The organism is Bosea sp. NBC_00550 (assembly GCF_026020075.1).
GTDB lineage: Bacteria > Pseudomonadota > Alphaproteobacteria > Rhizobiales > Beijerinckiaceae > Allobosea.
On record NZ_CP102772.1, the window covers coordinates 2,568,636 to 2,589,463 of the forward strand.

Annotated in this window: 18 protein-coding genes and 5 pseudogenes; 14 read left to right on the top strand and 9 right to left on the bottom strand. The window is 63.3% G+C overall.

The window, feature by feature from the left end:
- Positions 1-36: 36 nt before the first annotated feature.
- Positions 37-324 carry a co-chaperone GroES gene (gene groES / locus NWE53_RS12285; RefSeq protein WP_061964603.1) on the bottom strand — a complete coding sequence of 96 codons (288 nt, stop codon included), beginning with the start codon at positions 322-324 and terminating at the stop codon, positions 37-39.
- 190 nt (positions 325-514) lie between these two features.
- On the opposite strand from groES, the pseudogene NWE53_RS12290 reads away from it, so the two are divergent.
- Positions 515-760 (top strand): annotated as a pseudogene (locus NWE53_RS12290) (IS6 family transposase); the annotation flags it as partial.
- 578 nt (positions 761-1,338) lie between these two features.
- On the opposite strand, the gene NWE53_RS12295 reads toward NWE53_RS12290, so the two are convergent.
- Complete coding sequence (locus NWE53_RS12295) at positions 1,339-2,445, bottom strand: DegT/DnrJ/EryC1/StrS family aminotransferase (protein ID WP_265054613.1); 1,107 nt, start codon at positions 2,443-2,445, stop codon at positions 1,339-1,341.
- 342 nt (positions 2,446-2,787) lie between these two features.
- Positions 2,788-3,406 (bottom strand): annotated as a pseudogene (locus tag NWE53_RS12300) (IS6 family transposase); the annotation flags it as partial.
- Between the two features lie 209 nt (positions 3,407-3,615).
- On the opposite strand from NWE53_RS12300, the gene NWE53_RS12305 reads away from it, so the two are divergent.
- The gene (locus NWE53_RS12305; RefSeq protein WP_265054555.1) at positions 3,616-4,455 is read left to right on the top strand and encodes an amino acid ABC transporter substrate-binding protein; all 840 of its coding nucleotides are present in this window, start codon (positions 3,616-3,618) and stop codon (positions 4,453-4,455) included.
- 307 nt (positions 4,456-4,762) lie between these two features.
- Positions 4,763-5,296, top strand: a pseudogene (locus NWE53_RS12310) (IS110 family transposase); the annotation flags it as partial.
- A gap of 136 nt (positions 5,297-5,432) precedes the next feature.
- Here NWE53_RS12310 and NWE53_RS12315 read toward each other — a convergent pair.
- The gene (locus NWE53_RS12315) at positions 5,433-5,738 is read right to left on the bottom strand and encodes a hypothetical protein (RefSeq protein ID WP_265054556.1); all 306 of its coding nucleotides are present in this window, start codon (positions 5,736-5,738) and stop codon (positions 5,433-5,435) included.
- 19 nt (positions 5,739-5,757) lie between these two features.
- Positions 5,758-7,293 carry an arabinosylfuranosidase ArfA gene (gene arfA, locus NWE53_RS29845; protein WP_265054641.1) on the bottom strand — a complete coding sequence of 512 codons (1,536 nt, stop codon included), beginning with the start codon at positions 7,291-7,293 and terminating at the stop codon, positions 5,758-5,760.
- Between the two features lie 210 nt (positions 7,294-7,503).
- Here arfA and NWE53_RS30010 point away from each other — a divergent pair, with 210 nt between their 5' ends.
- Positions 7,504-7,728 carry a hypothetical protein gene (locus NWE53_RS30010; protein WP_265054557.1) on the top strand — a complete coding sequence of 75 codons (225 nt, stop codon included), beginning with the start codon at positions 7,504-7,506 and terminating at the stop codon, positions 7,726-7,728.
- Here NWE53_RS30010 and NWE53_RS12330 read toward each other — a convergent pair.
- Positions 7,725-8,692: pseudogene (locus NWE53_RS12330) on the bottom strand (IS481 family transposase). The gene NWE53_RS30010 and the pseudogene NWE53_RS12330 sit on opposite strands and share 4 nt — an antisense overlap.
- Positions 8,693-8,710: 18 nt before the next feature.
- On the opposite strand from NWE53_RS12330, the gene NWE53_RS12335 reads away from it, so the two are divergent.
- Positions 8,711-9,409, top strand: coding sequence for an IS5 family transposase (locus tag NWE53_RS12335; protein WP_265054897.1), 699 nt, complete (start codon positions 8,711-8,713; stop codon positions 9,407-9,409).
- 242 nt (positions 9,410-9,651) lie between these two features.
- Here the strand turns inward: NWE53_RS12335 and NWE53_RS12340 are convergent.
- Positions 9,652-9,939: pseudogene (locus NWE53_RS12340) on the bottom strand (IS6 family transposase); the annotation flags it as partial.
- A gap of 202 nt (positions 9,940-10,141) precedes the next feature.
- A complete protein-coding gene (locus NWE53_RS12345) occupies positions 10,142-10,771 on the bottom strand; it encodes a cupin domain-containing protein (protein WP_265054558.1) in 630 nt (209 codons plus the stop codon).
- 585 nt (positions 10,772-11,356) lie between these two features.
- Between NWE53_RS12345 and NWE53_RS12350 the strand changes: the two genes are divergently transcribed.
- Positions 11,357-11,485 (top strand): hypothetical protein, encoded by a 129-nt coding sequence (locus NWE53_RS12350; RefSeq protein WP_265054559.1) that lies wholly within the window; start codon positions 11,357-11,359, stop codon positions 11,483-11,485.
- 184 nt (positions 11,486-11,669) lie between these two features.
- Here the strand turns inward: NWE53_RS12350 and NWE53_RS12355 are convergent, their stop codons facing one another.
- Positions 11,670-12,311 carry a helix-turn-helix domain-containing protein gene (locus NWE53_RS12355; protein WP_265054560.1) on the bottom strand — a complete coding sequence of 214 codons (642 nt, stop codon included), beginning with the start codon at positions 12,309-12,311 and terminating at the stop codon, positions 11,670-11,672.
- 245 nt (positions 12,312-12,556) lie between these two features.
- On the opposite strand from NWE53_RS12355, the gene dapA reads away from it, so the two are divergent.
- The 8 genes from dapA to NWE53_RS12395 all read left to right on the top strand — a co-directional run bounded on the left by dapA (position 12,557) and on the right by NWE53_RS12395 (position 20,825).
- Complete coding sequence (gene dapA / locus NWE53_RS12360) at positions 12,557-13,456, top strand: 4-hydroxy-tetrahydrodipicolinate synthase (RefSeq protein ID WP_265054561.1); 900 nt, start codon at positions 12,557-12,559, stop codon at positions 13,454-13,456.
- Positions 13,457-13,470: 14 nt separating this feature from the next.
- Positions 13,471-14,898 (top strand): FAD-binding oxidoreductase, encoded by a 1,428-nt coding sequence (locus tag NWE53_RS12365; RefSeq protein WP_265054562.1) that lies wholly within the window; start codon positions 13,471-13,473, stop codon positions 14,896-14,898.
- A 126-nt stretch (positions 14,899-15,024) separates the two neighbouring features.
- A complete protein-coding gene (locus NWE53_RS12370) occupies positions 15,025-15,873 on the top strand; it encodes a transporter substrate-binding domain-containing protein (RefSeq protein ID WP_265054563.1) in 849 nt (282 codons plus the stop codon).
- An 88-nt stretch (positions 15,874-15,961) separates the two neighbouring features.
- Positions 15,962-16,627, top strand: a complete 666-nt coding sequence (locus tag NWE53_RS12375; RefSeq protein ID WP_265054564.1) for an amino acid ABC transporter permease — start codon at positions 15,962-15,964, stop codon at positions 16,625-16,627.
- A 10-nt stretch (positions 16,628-16,637) separates the two neighbouring features.
- Complete coding sequence (locus NWE53_RS12380; protein WP_265054565.1) at positions 16,638-17,399, top strand: amino acid ABC transporter ATP-binding protein; 762 nt, start codon at positions 16,638-16,640, stop codon at positions 17,397-17,399.
- 9 nt (positions 17,400-17,408) lie between these two features.
- Positions 17,409-18,686 (top strand): NAD(P)/FAD-dependent oxidoreductase, encoded by a 1,278-nt coding sequence (locus tag NWE53_RS12385; protein WP_265054566.1) that lies wholly within the window; start codon positions 17,409-17,411, stop codon positions 18,684-18,686.
- A complete protein-coding gene (locus NWE53_RS12390) occupies positions 18,683-19,651 on the top strand; it encodes a hypothetical protein (RefSeq protein WP_265054567.1) in 969 nt (322 codons plus the stop codon). Before NWE53_RS12385 ends, NWE53_RS12390 begins: the two co-directional genes overlap by 4 nt.
- Positions 19,652-19,661: 10 nt before the next feature.
- Positions 19,662-20,825, top strand: a complete 1,164-nt coding sequence (locus NWE53_RS12395; protein ID WP_265054568.1) for an alpha-hydroxy acid oxidase — start codon at positions 19,662-19,664, stop codon at positions 20,823-20,825.
- The last annotated feature ends 3 nt before the right edge of the window (positions 20,826-20,828 follow it).

The following is a 20,828-nucleotide window of genomic DNA, read 5'->3' on the forward strand; positions in this document are numbered from 1 at the left end:
TCCTTATGAAATGACGGAAAGAGCGGTCTCAGTCGTTCAGCCGACGACGCCCATGATGTCGGATTCCTTCATGATGAGGAGATCCTGGCCGTCGATCTTGACCTCGGTGCCCGACCACTTGCCGAACAAGACGCGGTCGCCCTTCTTGACGTCGAGGGCAACGAGCTTGCCGGCTTCGTCACGCGCGCCGGAACCGACGGCGATCACCTCGCCCTCCTGGGGCTTTTCCTTGGCGGTCTCGGGGATGATGATGCCACCCTTGGTCTTCTCTTCGCCATCAAGGCGGCGGACCACGACGCGATCATGCAGCGGACGGAACTTCATGGTTCTGTCTTCCTATTGGTAGGATTTCGGTGCGAGCATCTTTCGACGGGCTCGCAAGGGGATACCCGTTAGCAGTCTCGATCCATGAGTGCCAATCGATGGCGGCAGCTAGGCGCGCGACCGCCGCTAGAGTCAAGGAGGGCATTTGTCACGGGAGTGGGCGATTTAGCCTGGCAGGTTCGGTAGGGGCATGCAGCCGATTTCCTACGCCCGTCACCAGTTCCCGCCTGAGATCTCTGCGGTTCAGCATGAGCTACCGCGATGTCGAGGAGCTTCTGGCTGAGACATTTCGTATGAGACGATCCGGCGATGGGTCCACAAATTTGGATGCAGCTATGCCCGCAACCTGCGCCTGCGGCCGCAACCAGCAGACATCTGGCAGCTGGACGGGAAGGTGAGCGTAGCGTCGCTCGGGAGATCAGTTGACGCTCGAGGTTGAGGAGATTGTCGACGACGGCATGTACGCAGAGAAAGCGCTGCGCCACATCGGCCACTTGAAGAGCTGCATCTTGCGCTCTCGTTGTCGCAGGAGGCGCCGTGGCTGGCCACCTGGCTCAGCGAGTTCCTCGCTTTCCCGAATGGGCGCCACGACGACCAGGTCGACTCCACCAGCCAGGCGCTAAGCTATCTCACCGGCCGTACCCACCCGCCCACGCCGCTCAGACCCCGCGCGAGCGCCCTCAGCACATCCGCAGGCCCGTCGGATTTGCGCGGCGGGCCGGCTTCCAGAGAGGAGGCGTCGAAGAGTAGCGCGGTTACCTCGCTGGGCGAGGAACCAAGAGCCCCTCGAGCGCCATATGATCTCCCGAGCGACGCTGAGACTCTTTGAGCCGAGGTCGCGCAACAGTGGCAAATTGCGACGGCCGCCGCGTAAGTCGGCTTTGCTCAGGGCAAAATCCTGGCTCGGCGACATTTCCGTGACAATGCTGGTGCGCCCAATCCATTGCTTGCGCTGCTGACGATGCAGCGGCGCCCGTCGAGGTCGGGAAGGATCGTATATGACATGCAGCCGGCTCAGCCCCCCGGGACCAGAGCGCGCACCGCCCTGCCGATCGCTGCGCCGTCGCCCGCTCGCAATCCCGCAGGATCGACAAAGAGAATATTATTAGAGGCCCAGCGTTCGCTGAGATGAATCGGCTTGGCTAGCCGCTGGAGTTCGGACGATACGGTCAAGGCGTCCGGGCCGCCGCAGGTGGTGCCGAATGATAGCTTCAGCCCGGGATAATGGCGCCCGGTGACGACCTCGCAGCTCACATGCTGCGACCCTGCCAGCGCCTCCGAGACCGCGGTCAGCTCGCGAATCATAGCCTCGGTTTCGCTGGCGAGGTCGCGTGTCTCGAAAAGCTCCAATGCTGTGAGCAATCCTACGATCGATTCCTTGTCGACCTTGAATCCGCGGCCAATACCGTGGTGGGGCGGACGACGCCGCAGTTCGTCGGGTATCAGGCCTTCCGCGGGAGACCAGGTGGCCGGCGAGATGTCCATGTCCAACTGCTGAATCAGTGCCGAAGCGACGAGGTCGCGGCGACCGCACAGCAGGCCGGTGCCCTGCGGACCACGAAGCGCCTTGCCGCCGCTGATGGCCACGAGCGCGGCGCCCTCATCAATGAAACGGCGGAGATTCTCCTTCGGAGGCAACTGTGCAGCGGCGTCGACGATCACCGGCAAGCCATGCTGAGCGGCCGTCCTGCAGACCATGGCCAGAGACGCCTGTCCCGGCGGCCCCGCCGTGAAGGCGACGGCGACCGTGCGAGACGTGATCGCGCTTTCGATTTCCCAGGCTTCGAGACCCCTCACCCCCGAGCCGATCGCGATATCGTTGAAGCCGACATCGACGATGCGGGCACCTGCGGCACGTATGGCGTGGTCATAGGCGTTGCGGTGCGCGCGGAACATGATGACTTCGTTGGGTTCGTCATCGATCGCGGGTAATCGCTCCATGATGCGGACGTCGAATCGCGCGAGGCAGGCGGCGGTGGCGAGCGTGAGCGCCGCAGCGGCCCCCCCGGTGACGATGCCGGCCTCCGCTCCGGTATGACGCGCGATGATCGCGCTGGCCCGTGTCTGCAATTCCGTCATGTCGACGAAATGGCCGGCCGCCTCGCGCATGGCGTCGAGCACGGCGGGTGCCATAAGGCTCCCACCCAGTCGCGTCAGCAGACCCGCTCCGTTGATTCGCGTGGCAACGCCGAGACGTTCATAGATATCGGTCACAGTCCGCCTCCGGGGACGACGTCGGTATTCGGCCGCAAAAGCCTGGACAGGAAGGCGCGCGTGCGCTCCTGGCGCGGAACGCGCAGCCCTGATCCATGAACACGACGTGATCCGGTACTTCCGCGGCGAAGACAAGCTCGTGCGTGACAATGATCGACGTGCGGCGGCGGACGGCGGGATTGCTCGAATAACGTCAGTACCTCTCCGATCGACATTGTCACGGGAACCCCGACGAGCCGGAGTTCGCGCTGCTCGGGAGATCAGGTGGCGCTCGAGGTTGAAGAGATTGTGGACGACGGCATGTACGCAGAGAAAGCGCTGCGCCGACATCTGCGACTTGAAGCGCTGCATCTTGCGCTCTCGTTGTCGGATCACCTGGTGTGAGTTCTCAGCCCGATTGTGCGGCGCATGCCCTGCTCATGGCGCGCCGAGAGCCCCAGCTCGCGCCGGGCCGCGCCGTAGGATCGCAACTTGTCCGTCACCAGAACCCTGGGAGCAAAGCCATGCTTTTTGAGCAGTTGTAAGGCAGCACCCTTATCCCGTCTCGATTGCACCAGCATGTCGAGGATTTCCCCCTCGCTGTCGACGGCTCGCCATAGATACAGGTGCCGGCCCTGAAGGCGGATCACCTCTTGTCGAGGTGCCAGATGTCTGCCGGTTGGGGCCGCTGCCGGCGCAGGTTGCGGGCATAGCTGCAGCCAAATTTGAGTACCCATCGCCGGATCGTCTCGTACGAGATGTCGAGGCCACGCTCAGCCAGCAACTCCTCGACATCGCGATAGCTCAAGGTGAACCGCAGATAGAGCCACACGGCGTGCCGGATGATCTCGGGAGGGAATTGCTGACGGGCGTAGGAAATCGGCTGCATGCCCCCCACCCTAACCGGCGAGGCTCAATTCGCCCATTCCCGTGACAATGCCGTCGCGTCATCTCTGCAGGCCGCCTTATCCCGGCAGACATCGTCTAGCCGTTTTGCGAATCCCGATTCCGCTAAAAATCAGCACGCTAGAAACGACTTTCTTCAATCCATCTATTCGGCCTATCGTGTTGGCCGTTGCCAAAAGACGGAACGGGATCATGCGAGCCTTTTGGATCGCGCTACTAAGCATGGCGATATCAACGGCGACCTTGGCTGCAGACACCCTGGCACGCGCTCGTGAGACAGGTACTTTGCGGCTCGGCTTTCGGCTTGATGCGCCCCCTTACTCGTATCGGGCGGCTAACGGCGATCCTTCCGGATATATCGTTGATCTCTGCCGCGAAGTCGCTAGCGGTGTGAAGAAGGCGCTCAATATCCCTTCACTCAAAATCGAATATGTCGAGGTCTCGTCCACGACACGTTTGACCGCACTACGCGATGGCAAGATCGATATTCTTTGCGATCCTACATCGATGACTATGTCTAGGCGCGCTATCGTGGATTTTTCACTGCCGACCTTCATTGATGGCGCCGGAGTTCTCTACCGGTTCAATGAAATTTACCGGCTCGAGGATCTGAGCGGAAAAAAGATCGGCGTGCTCCAGGGCACGACGACCGAAGAGGTCTTGAAGGCGACCTTGGCGCAACTCGGCATCAAAACGGAGATCGTAGCGGTCCAGGCTCATCCAGACGGTGTCCGGATCCTGTCCGAGGGAAAGATCGACGCTTATTTCGCCGATCGCGGGATTCTCAGCTATCATCTGCTCAACAGCCGGAATCCCTCCGGTATGAAGATTTCCGATCAGTATTTCACGTTCGAGACCTATGCACTAGCTCTACCGCGCGGCGACGACAAGCTACGTTTGTTGGTCGATGCGACGCTGGCTGAACTCTATCGCACGGATCGTGTGAAGAAAATCTATGCCCACAGCTTCGGAAACTTCCCGCCTGATCAGTTTATCAAGGCGCTCTTCGTCATCAACGGCGTGCCGAGGTAGCGCGGAGGCTGCCCGAGGTGACGGTATAGTGTGGCGACGGATGCGGAATAGGCTGGACGTGAATGTCCGCTTCCGTGCGATCAGCCAATCTGCCGTTGGCGCGATCAGGTCGTTTGCGGCGGCGGTCGCGAAGTTCAGCTATCCACCCCACCGGTAGAAGCTGGCGCGGCCGACACCAAATATCGACAGGCCTTGCCCACGTCACCAATCTGCTCAGCGTGCCTGAGAAGACGCAGCGGCATTGGCACGGGAATCTCGACGAGCCGGATTTCGCCCACGCGGCCGGGCAGGTCTTCCCAATCGGTTGGCGCGAGGTGGTAGTGCGAGAGTGGTTGCGGCTGGCCTGGCTGGCGCAGGCCTGCCGGTGTTGGTGGTCAATCCAGCGCAGGTGCGTGCCTTCGCCCAAACGCTCGGCAAACGGGCGAAGACCGATCCGATTGACGCCAACCGTGATCACTCATTTCGCCGAAGCGACCAAGCCGAAGCTGCGGCAAATGCCGGACGAGATGACAAGGCTTCTAGCCGATCTGGTCGCTCGCCGGCGCCAAATCGTCGAGATGATCGCCGCCGAAGGTCAGCGGGAACGTCGCCGAGCGATAAACGTTGATTCAGAGCATCACTCGGAAAGAGCTTCATCGGCGGCGGCCGCAAGAGCGTGCTCCTTATTCGTCGAACCATGGTCGCCGCGCGCCATAATCCAGTGCTCAAACTTTTCCGCGACAAGCTCATCGCTGGCGGAAAACCAAAGCTCCTCGCCCAAATCGCCGTCGCTCCAAAGCTAGTCACTATCCTCAACGCAATCCTGCGAGATAGACGTCCATGGCAACCAATTCCCGCTTGACCAACAAGACAGTCGCTCCCTTTCGGAAAACCCGTAAATGGTCTCAAGCGCGCTGATGGCGGACACGTGGCGACTACGATCCCGAGCGTCACGCGATCGTGACGCTCGAAGATTGAAACTAGTCCTCCGCGGGCCGTCACGGCGCGACGTGATGCAGGGCGTTCATGCCACGCAGATGCAGCCGCATCTTGATGTCTTGATTGTGGTTGCCGAAGCCGCGTCCGAAAATATTGATGCCCCCGGGCCGGCCCTCCTTGTCGTCGATGCCGATGCGCAGCGGATCGAGTGGTGGCGATCGAGGTCGAGATCCGTCGTCGCGATATCGCTGAGTTTGCGTTGCGTTGACGACGAGGAAGCCCAGATCCTGCCGGCCCTCGGCGCGCGACACCCTGCCGCCATTGCTGCGGCGTCCGCGATGCGGTGATAGCGGGCTCTCGTTCATCCTTGCGGGCGCCGTCCTGTCAGCTGTCGAGCCTGATCACATTCCACGAGGCCGGCTGCAATTCCAGAATGATGCTGTCCGATTTCGTCGAGACGCCCTTCAACGTTGCCGGCTTGACCTTGAGCGGCTCCTGCTTGCTGTTGACCGCCGTCAGATCGCTGTGCCGCAGTTCGGTCGCCTCGGTCACCTTGAGCTTGCCGAAGCCGCGCGCATCGACCGTGACGTTGAGCCCGCCTTCCAGGTCGCGGTTGAGCAGGAAGAGCGAGACGCCCTTGTCGTCGCTGACGACCGACGCCTTCAGATAGGGCGCCTCGATCGGATAGTAGAGGTCCTGCTTGCCGCGCGGATCGAAATACGAGGCCTGGTAGCTTTCGGATTTGACGATCGCCTTGAGCACGCTGCCGCGCCCCAGCCGGCTCATCTGGGCGAAGGGCCAGAAGATTGTCTGCCGCCAGGCCGGCCCGCCGGTTTCGGTCATGATCGGCGCGATCACGTTGACAAGTTGCGCAAGGCAGGCGGCCTTCACCCGGTCGGCATGGTTGAGGAGCGAGATACAGGCGCCGCCGAAGACCAGCGCGTCCTCCATCGAATAGATTTCCTCGAGGATCGGCGGCGCCACCGGCCAGCCTTCCTTGACGCGATCCGCCCTGACGCGCCGGGTGCGGTACCAGACGTTCCATTCGTCGAAGCTCAGCATGATGCGCTTGTCGGAACGGCGCCGCGCCGCGACCGCGTCCGAGATCGCGACGACCTCCTCGATGAACTGGTCCATCAGGTCGGGACTGGCGAGGAAGGCCTTGGTATCGCCGGCATAGTTGTTGAAGTAGGTGTGCAGCGAAATGAACTCGACCTGGTCGAAGGTGTGCTCCAGCACCTCGTCTTCCCAGCGGCCATAGGTCGGCATGTTGCGGCCCGACGATCCGCAGGCGGCGAGCTCAATCGACGGGTCGATCCAGCGCATCATCTTCGCCGCCTCATGGGCGACGCGCCCGTATTCCGTCGCGGTCTTGTGCTCCATCTGCCAGGGGCCGTCGACCTCGTTGCCGAGGCACCAGAACTTCACGTCGTGCGGCTTCTTCCAGCCGTGCTCGATGCGCAGATCCGACCAAGCGGTGCCGCCGGGATGGTTGCAGTATTCGACGAGATTGCGTGCTGCGTCGCCGTCGCGTGTGCCGAGATTGACGGCGAGCATGGGCTCGATCTTCGCCGCCCGGCACCAGTCCATGAACTCGTTGGTGCCGAAGTTGTTCGGCTCGGTGGTGAACCAGGCGAGATCGAGCCGGGCGGGCCGGTCCTTGGCCGGGCCCACCCCGTCCTCCCAATTGTAGCCGGAGACGAAGTTGCCGCCCGGATAACGCATGATCGTCGGGCCGAGCTCCTTGACGAGTTCGAGCACGTCATTGCGGAAGCCGCGCTTGTCGGCAGTGGGATGGCCGGGTTCGTAGATGCCGCCATAGACGCAGCGGCCCAAATGCTCGACGAAGGCGCCGAAGAGCCGCGGGTCGGTGTCGCCGATGGCGAAGGCGCGATCGCAGGTGATGCTGGCTTGTCTCATGACGTGACTCCGGGTGTAGCAACGGCTTTGCGTGGATGATCGGCACGGAAGGCCACGGCGCTGTCGGGCGTGAGCACGGCGTCGCGGAGTTGGCGGGAATAGGGATGCGTCGGCGCCGAGAGCCACGGCGCGCGCCGGCCCCTGCTCGACCACCCCTCCCTTCTGCATGATGATGAGCTGGTCGCTGATGTAGTAGGGGGTGGCGCGATCGTGGGTGATGTAGAGGATCGACAGGCCGAGCTCGTCGCGCAGCCGGCCGAACGGGTTGACGATCGACATGCGCAGCGAGGCATCGACCATCGAGACCGGCTCGTCGGCGACAATCAGGCGGGGCTGGGCGACGAGGCCACCGCTGTTGCCGCAACTGAGACCTTCCTCAAAGCGATGGAGAGCTTCACCAAGGCGATCATCATGGCCGAACTCGCCGAGGTCTAGGTGTTTAGTCCCGGCATTTGGTGGATTGGATCGAGGGTGAATCGTTTCCGGCTCTGAAGTCCAGCGCTTGCAGATGAACTCGTAGGGCGTGAGGCCTTTGAGGGTCTTCAGGCGCCGGCCGAAATTGTAAGCTGAGACGAAGTCCTGGAGGTGACGATCGAGCTGGTCGTGGCTGTCGTAGTGATAGCGTTTGACGGTCGCGTCTTTGATCGTCCGGTTCATTCGCTCGACCTGCCCATTGGTCCAGGGATGGTTGATCTTGGTGAAGCGGTGCTCGATGCCATTCTCGCGGCAGCGCATCGCGAACATGTGGGTGATGTAACGGGCCGTGGGACCGTTGGCGTAGCGCGGCGGGAAGCGGAATTGGATGCCGTTGTCGGTCAGGATCGTATGGACCCTGTAGGGAACGGCTGCGATCAGGGCGACGAGGAAAGCTGAGGCCGTCACCCGGTTGGCGCTCTCCACCGGTTGCACGAAGGCGAATTTGCTCGTCCGATCGATCGCGACAAACAGATAGAGCTTTCCTTCGGCGGTCTGGACCTCGGCGATGTCGATGTGGAAGAAGCCGATCGGGTAGGACTTGAACCGCTTCTTCGGCTCCTTGTCGCCCTCGATCTCCGGTAGCCGGCTGATGCCGTGCCGTTGCAGGCAGCGATGCAACGACGAACGGGTCAGATGCGGGATCGTGGCCTGAAGCGCGTAGAGGCAGTCATCCAAAAGGCAGCAGGGTATGTCGTCGAAAGGCGACGATGATCGCCTCTTCCTCGGCTGACAGAACCGTCGAAGCCGGCTGCTGCGGGCCCGTCGGCAGATCAGCCACCGAGGCCCGCTTCTTCCACTTCGCGACGGTCTTCTGGTTGATGCCGTAGCGCTTTGCCAGAGCCCTCAGGCTCGCTTGACTATGCTGTATCGCTCGACGGATCGCCTCCGTCGTTGTGGCGCTCCCGTGCAGAACCTGGCCCATAGTGCCTCCTTCCATCCGATGGAAAAGATCGCACCATCAAAACCTGGGATCAAACACGGCATCTTCTGGGTGCTTCGGTCGGGTGCGCCCTGGGCGGATGTGCCGGCTCGCTACGGCCCACCGACGACGATCTACAATCGCTTCAACCGCTGGCGCAAAGCTGGCGTCTGGGATCGGCTGATGGACGCGATCACAAAGGCTTACGACGGCGACGTCCAGATGATCGACACCTCGGTCGTGCGGGTCCATCAACAGGGTGCGACCGGAAAAAGGGGGGTCGAGATCGTTGTCTCGGTCGCTCGCGAGGCGGGCTCACCACCAAAATCCATGCCCTCGTCGATGCGCAAGGGCGCCATCCAGCTCAAGCTGACGGCGGGGCAAGCCAGCGACATCGCCAGCGCCGCTGACCTGATCGGCCATCTCGCTCCCGGCGCGATGCTGATGGCCGACAAGGGCTACGACGCCAACGCCTTGCGCGCCCTCGTCGGTGAACGCGGAGCCTGGGCCAACATCCCGCCCAAGAGCAACCGGAAGGACCCGATCTGCTTCAGCCGGCACCTCTACAGGGACAGAAACCTGATCGAGCGCTTCTTCAACAAGATCAAACAGTTCCGCCGCGTCGCCACACGCTACGACAAGCTCGCGGAGAACTTCCTCGCAAGCCTCAAGCTCGCATGCGTCAGGATCTGGCTACGCGGTAATGAGTCGACGGCCTAGTACAGCCCGAGCTGGTCCTCAGTCGTACGGCCGCAGGCTCGGCCGGATCTGGCGGCCCCAAGTTTCGGTCCGGGATATCACCTCGATCAGGGCACTCATGCGAGAACCAGCGGGCCGGGCTGCGGCTGTAGAGGCCACCAGCGAACTCATCCTCGCCCATCTCACGTGCGGCGTCGGCGGTGTACCCGTGCTGCCCGATGATGCAACGGGCGAAGACTTGTACCTGACTCGAAGGCGTGATGGTCGCCAACACTGTCGATGGCGCGATAGAGATACATCCACCGTCCGCGGACCTTGATGTACGTCTCGTCCGCATGCCTCCTGGCGGTCACGGCGCGCTTGCGCCGGTTGAAGCGCTCAAGCAGCAATGGCGAGAAGTAAACGACCCAGCGGTGGATCGCGGAATGGTCGATGCTGATGCCGCGCTCGGCCATCATCTCCTTCAGGTCGCGCAGGCTCAGACCGTAGGCCAGATACCATCGAACACACAGCAGGATCACCGATCGGTCGAAATGACGGCCCTTGAAAATCTGAAATCCTCCCGCCAATGGCTGAAAGGAGATGCCCTAATCTCCGTAACTGAAGAGTTTGCAACAGAACCCTCGCGAGTCCGTACATTTCTACAGTTCGAGGAAGGTTTGGGATCAGGTTCGGAGCCCACTGGGCAAGCGTGAGAGCTGTTGTGCTGACCGAGATGCATGGTTCTGGCACGCGACTGCACCCTCGATCTCATCATCCATGATGGCCGCCGCTCGTGACCCAGATCGCACGGGCCACGGCCTGTTCGGGGTTGTCGAACATGTGGGGCACGGTGCTGGGGAAGCAGACGCTGTCGCCCGCATCCAGCACATGGGGCTCGTGATCGAGCCAGATCCGGATACGGCCTGAGAGAACGTAGACCGCCTTCTCCCCGACATGCTGGACGAAATCGGCACCCGACGACGCACCGGGATTGAGTGTCAGCTCATAGATCTCGAGCGCGCCGCCCTGGGCTGGCGTCAGCGATTCCTTGAGCACGCCGCTCGCCGTGAGGCGCAGAAGGCGTCGGTCATTCCGGCGCACGACGTATTGCGACGACGGGTCGGAGGCATGCGGCTCGAAGAAATACGAGATCGGCACGCCCAATGCGATGCTCAGCAGCCGCAGGCTCCTGATCGAGGGTGAAGCCAGCGCACGCTCGAGCTGGCTGATCATACCGGTGGACAGGCCCGTGCGTTGCGCGACGTCTTGAATCGACAAGCCGGCGCGCTGGCGCAGGAGCCGGACCGTCTCGCCGAGCCGATGTTCGGCATCCTCGGGAACGACGATCGCTTCGTTCGTCACCTTATCCAGGGGATCCGTCCCTGCGGCGTTCCTGCTCATCGATCGCCTCTCAGCATGTTTCCTGCAACGCCTAGCACAGCCGCTCGGTCCGGGGATGTCGGCGACGGACCGCATCCCATGTTGAAGTCAGCATAACAAAAGTTAGAGGGATTGAAATTACATGCGCAGTAAACGTGTCGAACAGGCTGCGAAAGGCAGGAAATGGATTCGCGGGAGGAGGCAAATGAGCTGGGCAATGAGTGCCGGCTGGCGAAGGTCTTCGAATCTGACACAGACGAGTTTCGGATGCCACCGGTCAATTCGACCATCGCCTTTCGACGAGGCCGTCCTAATTTGCTGTTGCGATGTCCGACGCTGCGCCCTCGGGGAGTCATCTCGGCCACCCTGGAAGACCTGGTCAGGCGAGGCAGCTGGTCGGGCCGCATACCCAAAGAGAACGGTCACTCGAATTGGCAAAGACCGATAGAAAATCGATTATTCTGATCTCGTGAGCCTTTCATGGTCGCGTTGGGCCAGCAGCTATCACCGCAGATGCGGCGAGGAACGGTGATCGGCGTCCAAACGCGCGCTTCATGTCGTCGAACTCCCGGCGACGAAGGGCGAGCCGGCCTACCTCCGCTTTCGATGTTCAGGGCGCTGCTGCTGTCGGTCTGGTACGATCTGTCCGATGTGAAGCTGACCCAGGCGCTCGCTCGTCTCGATGCCGGAACCAGCCGATCCATCAAATCCCGCGACAAAGATGCCGGCGAGTGATGGCCTACGCCCTCCCCCAATCCCGTCGCCTCAAACAGACGAAACGGGATAAGAACCCTTTGCCCGTCACCAAAGCCGAGGCTGGCAGCGATCCGGGCAACCATCATCGCCAAGCGAAGGACTACCCCCGGAACGCGTCCGCATTGTCGTCGCAGGCTCACCCCTAAACGAAGCGGAAGCGATCTCAAAGGTCGACGAGAACCCACAGAACCACGGCATCAGAGGCACCCTTTGAGGTCCAAGTGTGTTCCGTAGTGGCATCGTAGTAGATGGAATCGCCCTTGTTGAGCTCAAGCGGCTCGTAGAGGCGACTGTGCACAATGAGAGTGCCTTCGAGTACCATCAAGAATATCTCTGCCTCGGACTTTGCCCAAGCCGCGTATTCATCAGGCGAACGCGCGGCCACGGTCGTCAGTATAGGCGTAGCTCGCTTATTCTTGAGATCGGCGCAGAGCAGGACATTGTTGCAAGTCCCGGTCGTATGCTTGCTGCCACTGCCAGTTCTGTTGATGCTGCGGCGTCCGGCAAAGCTCATTGTGCCGTTGTCCTGACCGCTGGACAAAAGGGTCGCCAACTCGACGTCCAGTCCATGCGCGATACGCTGCATTGTCGAGATCGTTGGCGAGAGCTCATTGCGTTCAATTTTGGAGAAGGCAGAGGCGGAGACCCCCGTCATCGCGCTGACGTCCTGCAGCGTCAGCCCGCGGTTTTTTCGTAGCTTTAGCAGCCGAACACCGACATCGACCCCCCCGCGCGGCTCTTCAGCGACCTGCCAGGCCTCAGGCGGTTCGATCTCCCCGCGATCCGCCAGCGAGATTTCCGGCATGCCGATTCTCCTCGTCTCCCTGATGGCGACCGTCCTGTCATAAGCTCTGGTTGCGAGGAGGGGAAGAGAACGCCATCGCGTATAGTTCAATAATTGTCGTATCAGACATTTTTATATTTTTGTGTTGACACATCCATGCCCCTCAAAGAGGCTCCGTTCCCAACAATGCGCCGGCAAGGAATTGGGCGCGGTTGGCGAGGGGGCCGACGCGCGGAAACGGCAGCATCACTGTGGGGATTCTTCAGATGACGCTTACGCACGACACTCTCGGCGGTTTGTACACCGCGATCGTCACGCCACTCGATGCCGATGGGGCGGTCGACATCAAGGGCCTCCAGGCGCTGGTGCGGTTCCAGCTCGAGGCAGGCGCCGCCGGCATCGTGCCGATCGGCGGCACGGGCGAATATCCAGTCTTCTCGCGTGGTGAGCGCCGCGACATCGTCGCCGCCTGCGTCGACGTGGCCGATGGCAAGCCGGTGATCCCCGGCGTGCTCGCAACTGGCTACGAGGATGCGCTGGAAGCCGGCCGCGACTTCGCGAAGGTCGGAGCCTCGGCGGTCATGACCGTGACCCCATATTACGCACCCGGCACCCAGGAGGGTATGCGCGCCTGGTTCGCCCGTTATCGCGATGCGCTAAACCTACCGGTCATGCTCTATCAGATCCCGCGCCGCACCACCGTTTCCGCCTTCGCCGAGACGGTGCAAGCGATGGCTGAGGACGGCTCGATCATCGGCATGAAATACTCGTCGTACGACATGCCGGACTTCATCCGCACGGTGAAGCTCGCCGGCGACAAGATCGCGATCCTCTCGGGCGAGGAACCCCTATTCGCCACCCATGTCGCGCTCGGAGCGCGCGGTGGCGTCCTCGCTTCGGCGACGATCTATCCGAAGATCTGGATCGAGATCTTCGAGCTCGCCCGCCAGGGCAAGCTGAAGGAAGCGCTCAAGCTCCAGGACAAGATCGATCCCGTCGTCGACGCCATCTATGTCGAGACCAACCCGGGCCCACTAAAGGAATATATGGCGCTCGCAGGCAGGCCGGTCGGCGGGGTCCGCCTGCCGCTGGTGGGGCCAAGCCCGGAGACGTTGGCGAAACTGAAAACCGCCGTTGCTCGGGCAAAAGCCGTCGACCTCGCCTGAGCGGAGAGCGGATCGTGATCGGGAAACTTCGCGGCATCGTCGGTGAGAAGTGGCTTATCACCGACCCGGCCGAGATGGAGCCGTGGCTCTCCGATTGGCGACAGCGCCGACGTGGCAGGGCGCTTGCCGTGGTCCAGCCAGCTTCCACCCAGGAAGTCGCTGCGGTCGTCGCGCTCTGCGCAGCGGAGAGGCAGCCGGTCTTCCCGGTCGGCGGCAATACCGGGCTTTGCTTCGGCGCCGTGCCGGAAAGTGATCGCGGTGACAAGCCCGGCATCGTGCTCTCCCTGCGGCGCCTGAACCAAATCCGCGCCATCGACAGGGCGACGGGCATCGCCACGGTCGATGCCGGCGTCGTCCTCGGCGAGCTGCATGGCGCCGCCGCCGAGGCGGGACGGCAGTTCCCGCTGCACCTCGGCAGCGAGGGCAGCGCCCAGATCGGCGGGCTGATCTCGACCAATGCCGGCGGAACCGGCGTCGTCCGCTACGGCCCGATGCGCGATCTCGTCGCCGGCCTGGAGGTGGTGCTGCCGGACGGGCGCGTGCTGGCGGATCTCGCGGCGTTGCGCAAGGACAATACCGGCTACATGCTGCGCCATCTCTTCATCGGCGCGGAAGGCACGCTCGGCATCATCACGGGTGCGGCGCTGAGGCTGCACCCGCAAACGCCCAACAGCGCTCATGCCTGGGTCGCCGTTACCGATCCGGCGGCAGCCGTCGCCTTGCTCGCCTCCCTGCAGGACCGGGCCGGCTCCTATATCCAGGCGTTCGAGCTGATTTCCGCCTCGCAGTTCGAGCTGGTGCGCCGGCACGTCGAGCGGGTGCGTTTCCCCTTCGCGGAGATTCCAGCCTGGTCGGCGCTGATCGAGCTCGGCAGCGAGGATACCACCACGGACCTCCAGGCGATCCTTGAAGAAATCGTCGGCGCTTCGCTCGGAAATGGCGAATCCATGGACGCGGTCGTCGCGACCTCCGAGCAGCAGGCTGCCGAATTCTGGCACATCCGCCATTCGGTCTCCGAGGCCAACAAGAAGGAAGGCATCGGCATCGTCCATGATGTCGCCGTCCGCTCCTCCGATGTCGCCGGCTTCATCGCGGCAGCCGACAAGGTCGCAGCCAAGCGATACCCGCAAGCGGTAACGCAGGTTGTTTGCCATCTCGGCGATGGGAATGTTCACTACATCCTGATGTTCCAGCGCGACTTCTGGGCGTCGCAGCCTGACCAGGATGGTTTCGCGCTCGAAGTCGAGCGCGCCATACATGACGCCGCGGCTCGCTTCGGTGGCACGTTCAGCGCCGAGCACGGCGTCGGGCGCAAGCTGACGGAGGAGCTCGAACGCCTCGCCGATCCGCTGAAATATGAGCTGATGAGCAAGGTCAAGACGCTGTTCGACCCGCAGAACCTGATGAATCCGGGTGTTCTGCTGGCATCGAAGGCGATCTGAGAACGGAGAAAAAATCCGCTGCCGCCTCCGGTGAGAGGCGGAAGGTCACGGATAGCCCGCGGGGGAAGCGGGAGCCTGCCTCACCAGACATAACGAGGTTCGCCTCACAACGCCGGGAGAGTGAAAATGACGACACGCAGGGATCTGGCAGGCCTCATCGGTGCTGGCGCAATTGCAGCCGGCGCAGTGACGCTGGCTTCCAACGGAGCAAGCGCGCAGGCCGCCACGCAGAATACCTTCGACCGCATCATCGCCAAGAAGAAGTTGAGACTGGGCGCAGTGACCTCCAGCGCCCCCTGGTTCAGCAAGGACCCGGCCTCGGGCAAGTGGAGCGGTCATTTCTATGCGATCGGTTCGGCGCTCGCCAAGGACATGGATGTCGAGCTGGAGCTCGTCGAGACGACCTGGGGCAATGCGGTGCTCGATCTGCAGGCAGACAAGATCGACATCATGTTCGGCCTAAACCCGACGCCGAAACGCGCCATGGCGGTGGATTTCTCGAACGGGGTCTACGACAGCGCGCTTGTCGTCATCGCCAAGCCGGGCTTCGATCCCAAGAGCTGGGCCGACCTGAACAAGCCGGAGGTCAAGATCTCCGTGGACGTCGGCTCGGCGCATGACCAGATCGCCACGCTCCTGTGCTCCAAGGCCCAGATCACGCGCTTCAAGACCATCAACGAGGCGATGCTGGCGCTGCGCACCGGCCGCGTCGATGCGCAGTGCATCTTCTGGATGGGCGGCGTACGCGCCGTGAAGGCGGATGCCAGCCTCGGCAAGGTCGTCGTGCCGCAGCCCTTCTTCGGATCGACATCGAATGCGGCCGTCCGCCGCGAGGTCGACAAGACCTGGCTCTTCTTCGTCAACACCTGGGTCGGCTATGCGCGCGGCCTCGGCCTCGTCCGCAGCGCGGTCGTTGAGAGCCTGGAGCAGGTCGACGTCAAGCCCGAGGATATCCCCGCCGGGATCACCCTCTAAGACTTGCCCGGCTTCCCGCACTCGCCTGCGGGAAGCCCATCCATTTTTTGAACGGCTTCGAGCCGCGCTGGGCGCGGGCAGGATTGGCATGTCCTATACTTGGAACTTCGATATCCTCTGGGGTTATCGCTGGATATTCCTCACAGGGACAGGCGTGACGATCGGGATCACGATAGCGATCGTGATCCTCGGTCTGATCGTGGGTTTGGTCGCGGGCATCGCTCAGCTCTCGCGATCCCCGGTGCTGCGCTGGCTGTCCTGGGCCTATATCGAGATGTTCCGGCTGACGCCGCTGCTCGTGCTGCTGCTGTGGTTCTACTACGCACTGCCGATCCTGACCGGGATCAAGCTCGACGCGATCACCGCCGCGATCCTGACGCTGACGCTGTATGGCGGTTCGTTTTATGCGGAGGTCATTCGCGGCGGAATCGTCTCGATCGATACCGGGCAGACCGAGGCGGGACTGGCCTTGGGCATGACGCCGGCGAGGGTCATGCGCCGCATCGTGCTGCCGCAGGCGATCAAGCGGATGATCCCGCCGCTGATGAACCAGTCGATCATCCAGTTCAAGAACACCTCGCTCGTCTCGGTCCTCGCCGTCCCTGATCTGCTTTATCAGGGCCAGGTGGCGGCGATGGACACCTACCGCGCCCTCGAGGTCTACACGGTGGTGGCAGTGATCTACGTGATCGTGCTGCTGCCCCTGACCGCGATCGTCAAGCAAGCCGAAAAACGGCTGGCTCAGAGCAACTGAGGGCGCAGCGATGAGCTACAAGATCGAGGTCTCCGGCCTGCGCAAAAGCTTCGGCGCCCTGACGGTGCTGCGCGACATCAACCTCAAGGTCGAGCCGGCTCAGGTGATCGCATTGATCGGCCCGTCCGGGTCCGGCAAGTCGACGCTGCTGCGCTGCCTCAACCTGTTGGTCCTGCCCGAGGGCGGACGTATCCGCATCGGCAACGACAGCTTCACCTTCGGCGACGGCTCGAAGCTGCCGGCCACTCGCGAACAGGCCCGCTTCCGCTCGAACGCGGGCATGGTTTTCCAGCACTTCAACCTGTTTCCGCACATGACGGTGGTTCAAAACGTCATGGAAGGCCCGGTCTCGGTAAAGGCCATGCCTAAGCCGCAGGCCAACGAACTCGCCCGCAATCTGCTCGCCAAGGTCGGCCTGAGCGACAAGGTCGACGTCTTTCCCAATAAGCTCTCCGGCGGCCAGAAGCAGCGCGTCGCCATCGCCCGCGCCCTTGCCATGGAGCCCGAGGTAATGCTCTTCGACGAGGTGACCTCGGCGCTCGATCCCGAGCTCGTCGGCGAAGTCCTCGGCGTGATGCGCGATCTCGCGGCCGAAGGCATGACGATGATCATCGTGACCCATGAGATCGCTTTCGCTCGCGACGTGGCCGACCGCGTCGTCTTCATGCGAGATGGCGTCATCGTCGAGGAAGGACCAGCTCGCGACGTGATCGACCAGCCGAAGCAGGAGGCGACCAAGGTCTTCCTCAGCCACTTCCACAATCGCGGCTGAGGCGGGCCGATGTCGAAGGATGCGCCCCTGACCGTCGCCGTGATCGGCGCGGGGATCGTAGGCCTATGCGCGGCATTGGAAATCCAGCGCGACGGTCATCACGTGATCCTCATCGAACCCGGCGAACCGGGCGGTCGACAATCGGCCTCCTACGGCAACGCAACCTGGATCAACCCCGGCGCGATCGCCCCGATTTCCCTGCCTGGGCTTTGGCGCAAGGTGCCGGGCTTCCTGCTCGACCGGACCGGACCGTTCACGGTGCGCTGGCGGGACCTCCCCCGGCACGCCGGCTGGCTCGCCCGCTTCATTGCCGCCGGCCGTGACTGGGACCGCATCGCGACGAGCGCGCGCCAGCGCTATCCGCTTTGCAAGGGTACGGTGGTCGATCACCGGAACTATGCTGCTGAGGCCGGCGTCAGCGATCTTATCCGTCAGCAAGGCCTTATGTACGTCTATCCGGATCGGACCGTCTTCGCGGCGGAGAGCCGGATCTGGTCGCTTCGCCGCGAGTTCGGGGTCCGCTTCAGCGAGATCGAGGAAGCCGAGCTGCGCCGCCTTCAGCCGGAGCTGTCGCCACATTACCGTTTCGGCGCCCGCCTCGATGATGCCGGCCAGATCGCCGACCCCGGCGCCTATTGCGCCGCCCTCGCCCGCCTGCTGGAAGCACGCGGAATGCGACGCATCGCGGGGCGCGCGACCGGCTTCGTCATGGAGCGCGGCAGACTGAGCGCCGTCACCACGGACCAGGGTAGCCTCTCCTGCGACCGGGCCGTCCTCGCCGCGGGCATCGGATCGGCCAGTCTGGCTCGGCTCGCCGGAGACCGCGTGCCACTGATCTCCGAGCGCGGCTATCACGTCGTCATTCCCGAACCTGGCATAGCGCTCGGCGTCGGGCTGATGCCGTCGGATGGCCAGATGGGCGTCGTCTCGACGCCGCAGGGACTGCGGCTCGCCGGACAGGTCGAGCTCGCCGATCCAGCTGCCGCGCCCGACTGGCGCCGAACCGACATCCTGCTGGGCTATGCGCGCAAGATGTTTCCCGAACAGGCGATGCGCTTCGATACAGCCGAGATCGATCGCTGGATGGGCAATCGTCCCTCGACGCCGGACGCCCTGCCTTGCATCGGCTTCGCGTCCCGCTCGCGAGATATCCTGCATGCCTTCGGTCATGCCCATACCGGGCTGACCCAGGCGCCGGCGACGGGCAAGCTCGTCGCTGCACTGATAGACGGTCGCGAGCCGCCCTTTGACCCCGTCCCCTACTCCGCCCGGAGGTTCGCCCAATGAGCGAGCACCTGCTCTACCTCTCCCGCAATGACGTGAAGGCGCTCGCCATTCCTCCCGGCGAGGCGCGCGAGGCCGTGCTCGGCGCCTTCCGTGACCACGCTGCGGGTCTCAATCGCAGCCTTCCCAAGAGCGGGCTCGCGCTCGGTCCAGGCCATGCCTTCCAGGCGATGACGGCTGCATCACAGGTAGACGGGATCGCTACCCTAAAGTGGGTCGCGATGGCACCGGTCGGCTCGGAGAGCCCGGTGCCTGGCATCAACGCCCTGATATGCGTCAGCGACTACGAAAGCGGCGCGCCTCTGGCCGTGCTCGACGGCGACGAGATCACGTTGATCCGGACCGCCGCGCTCTCGGCGGCGGCCGCGACACGAATGGCGCCACCCGCACCCAAGACCATCGGGTTCATCGGCTGCGGCCTTCAGGCCCATGCCCATCTCGCCGCCTTCCTAGACCTCTATCCCGGCCTGACGACAGCGCTGATGCTGAGCCGCAGCCGGTCCTCGGCCGAACGTCTCGCAGAGGCTGGATCCAAGCGCGGGCTTGCGACGGAAATCGCTGTGGATGCGGCCACGCTTCTCACCCGCAGCGACATCGTTATCTCAATGGTGCCGGGCGCTCCGGGCTTGAAGCCCTTCCTCGATGCCAGCCTGATGAAGCCGAACGCCTTCGCCGCCGCCGTCGACATCGGCCGTAGCTGGATTCCCGAGAATCTGCCGGCCTTCGACGTGCTTGTGACGGACAGCCTCGAGCAGTCAAAGGCTCCCTACGACATCGACGGCAACCCGGTGACCACGGTCCGTTTCGGTCACGATCTCGTTGAGCTTGCCAACGCCGCCCATCCGACGGCGCCGGGAGCCCGTTCCTTCTTCTGCTTCCGTGGTTTTGCCCTCGCCGACCTCGCGCTCGCGCATCTTGTCGTCGGCCGCGCACGCGAGCGCGGCGTCGGCACGAGATTGCCACGGTGATGATGACGCGATGACCGCCAAGCCCGCCTTCGCCCATATCCTCAATATTGCCGATGCGCGCCGCGCCGCTTCTCGGCGGCTGCCGCGCGGTCTTTTCGAATATGTCGACCGCGGGAGCGAGGACGAGATCGCCATCACGACCAATCGCCGCCAGCTGGATGCGATCGCGCTTTCGCCCGCTGTGTTGGTCGATGTCTCGCAACGTTCGACCGAGGCCGAGATCCTCGGCCACCGCCAGCCGCTTCCCCTGGTGATCGCGCCCACCGCCGTCGCCGGCCTCGTCTGGTACGATGGCGAGATCGCGATAGCCAAGGCTGCGGCGGCCGCGGGCATCCCGTTCTGCGTGTCGACCCAGTCGATCACCACGGTCGAGCGCATCGCGGAGGAGTCCGGGGCCCGGCTTTGGTTCCAGCTGTATGTCTGGAAGAACCGGCAGCGCATGCTCGCCCTGCTCGACCGCGCTTGGGCCGCCGGTGCCGAGACGCTTGTCCTGACCGTCGACACGGCGGTCGGACCCAACCGCGAATACAATCTGCGCAACGGTTTCGGCATCCCACTCAAGGCCTCGTGGCGAGCCGGGCTCGACGTTGCGCTGCACCCGCGCTGGACCGGATCGGTCATGCTGCGGGCTCTGGCGGTGGGCGGCGTGCCCACCTATGCGCATTATCCCGACGAGTTCCGCACCAAACTCGGCCGCGCCTCGCTTTCCGATGAGCTTAGCCTGGCAACCGACGTGACCTGGAAGGATGTGGAGCTGCTGCGCCGGCATTGGCGCGGCAAGCTCGTGCTCAAGGGTATCCTGCGGGTGGCGGATGCGCTGGCGGCCTTGGCGCACGGCGTCGATGCCATCGTCGTGTCCAACCATGGCGCGCGGAATCTCGACTGCGCCCCCGGCCCGACGCAGGTGTTGCCGGCGATCGCCGATGCTGTCGCCGACCGACTCGAGATTCTCGCTGATAGCGGCGTTCGCCGCGGCGCCGACATCGCCCGCTTCCTGGCGCTGGGCGCACGCGGCGTCCTCGTCGGGCGCGCGCCACTCTATGGCGTGGCGATCGGAGGAGCGGAGGGCGCGGGCCGCATCCTCAACATCCTGTCCAACGAGCTCAGGATCACGATGGGAATGCTGGGGTCGCCTGCCCTCGCCGATTTGCGTCTAGCGGCCGATCAGGCCTGAGAA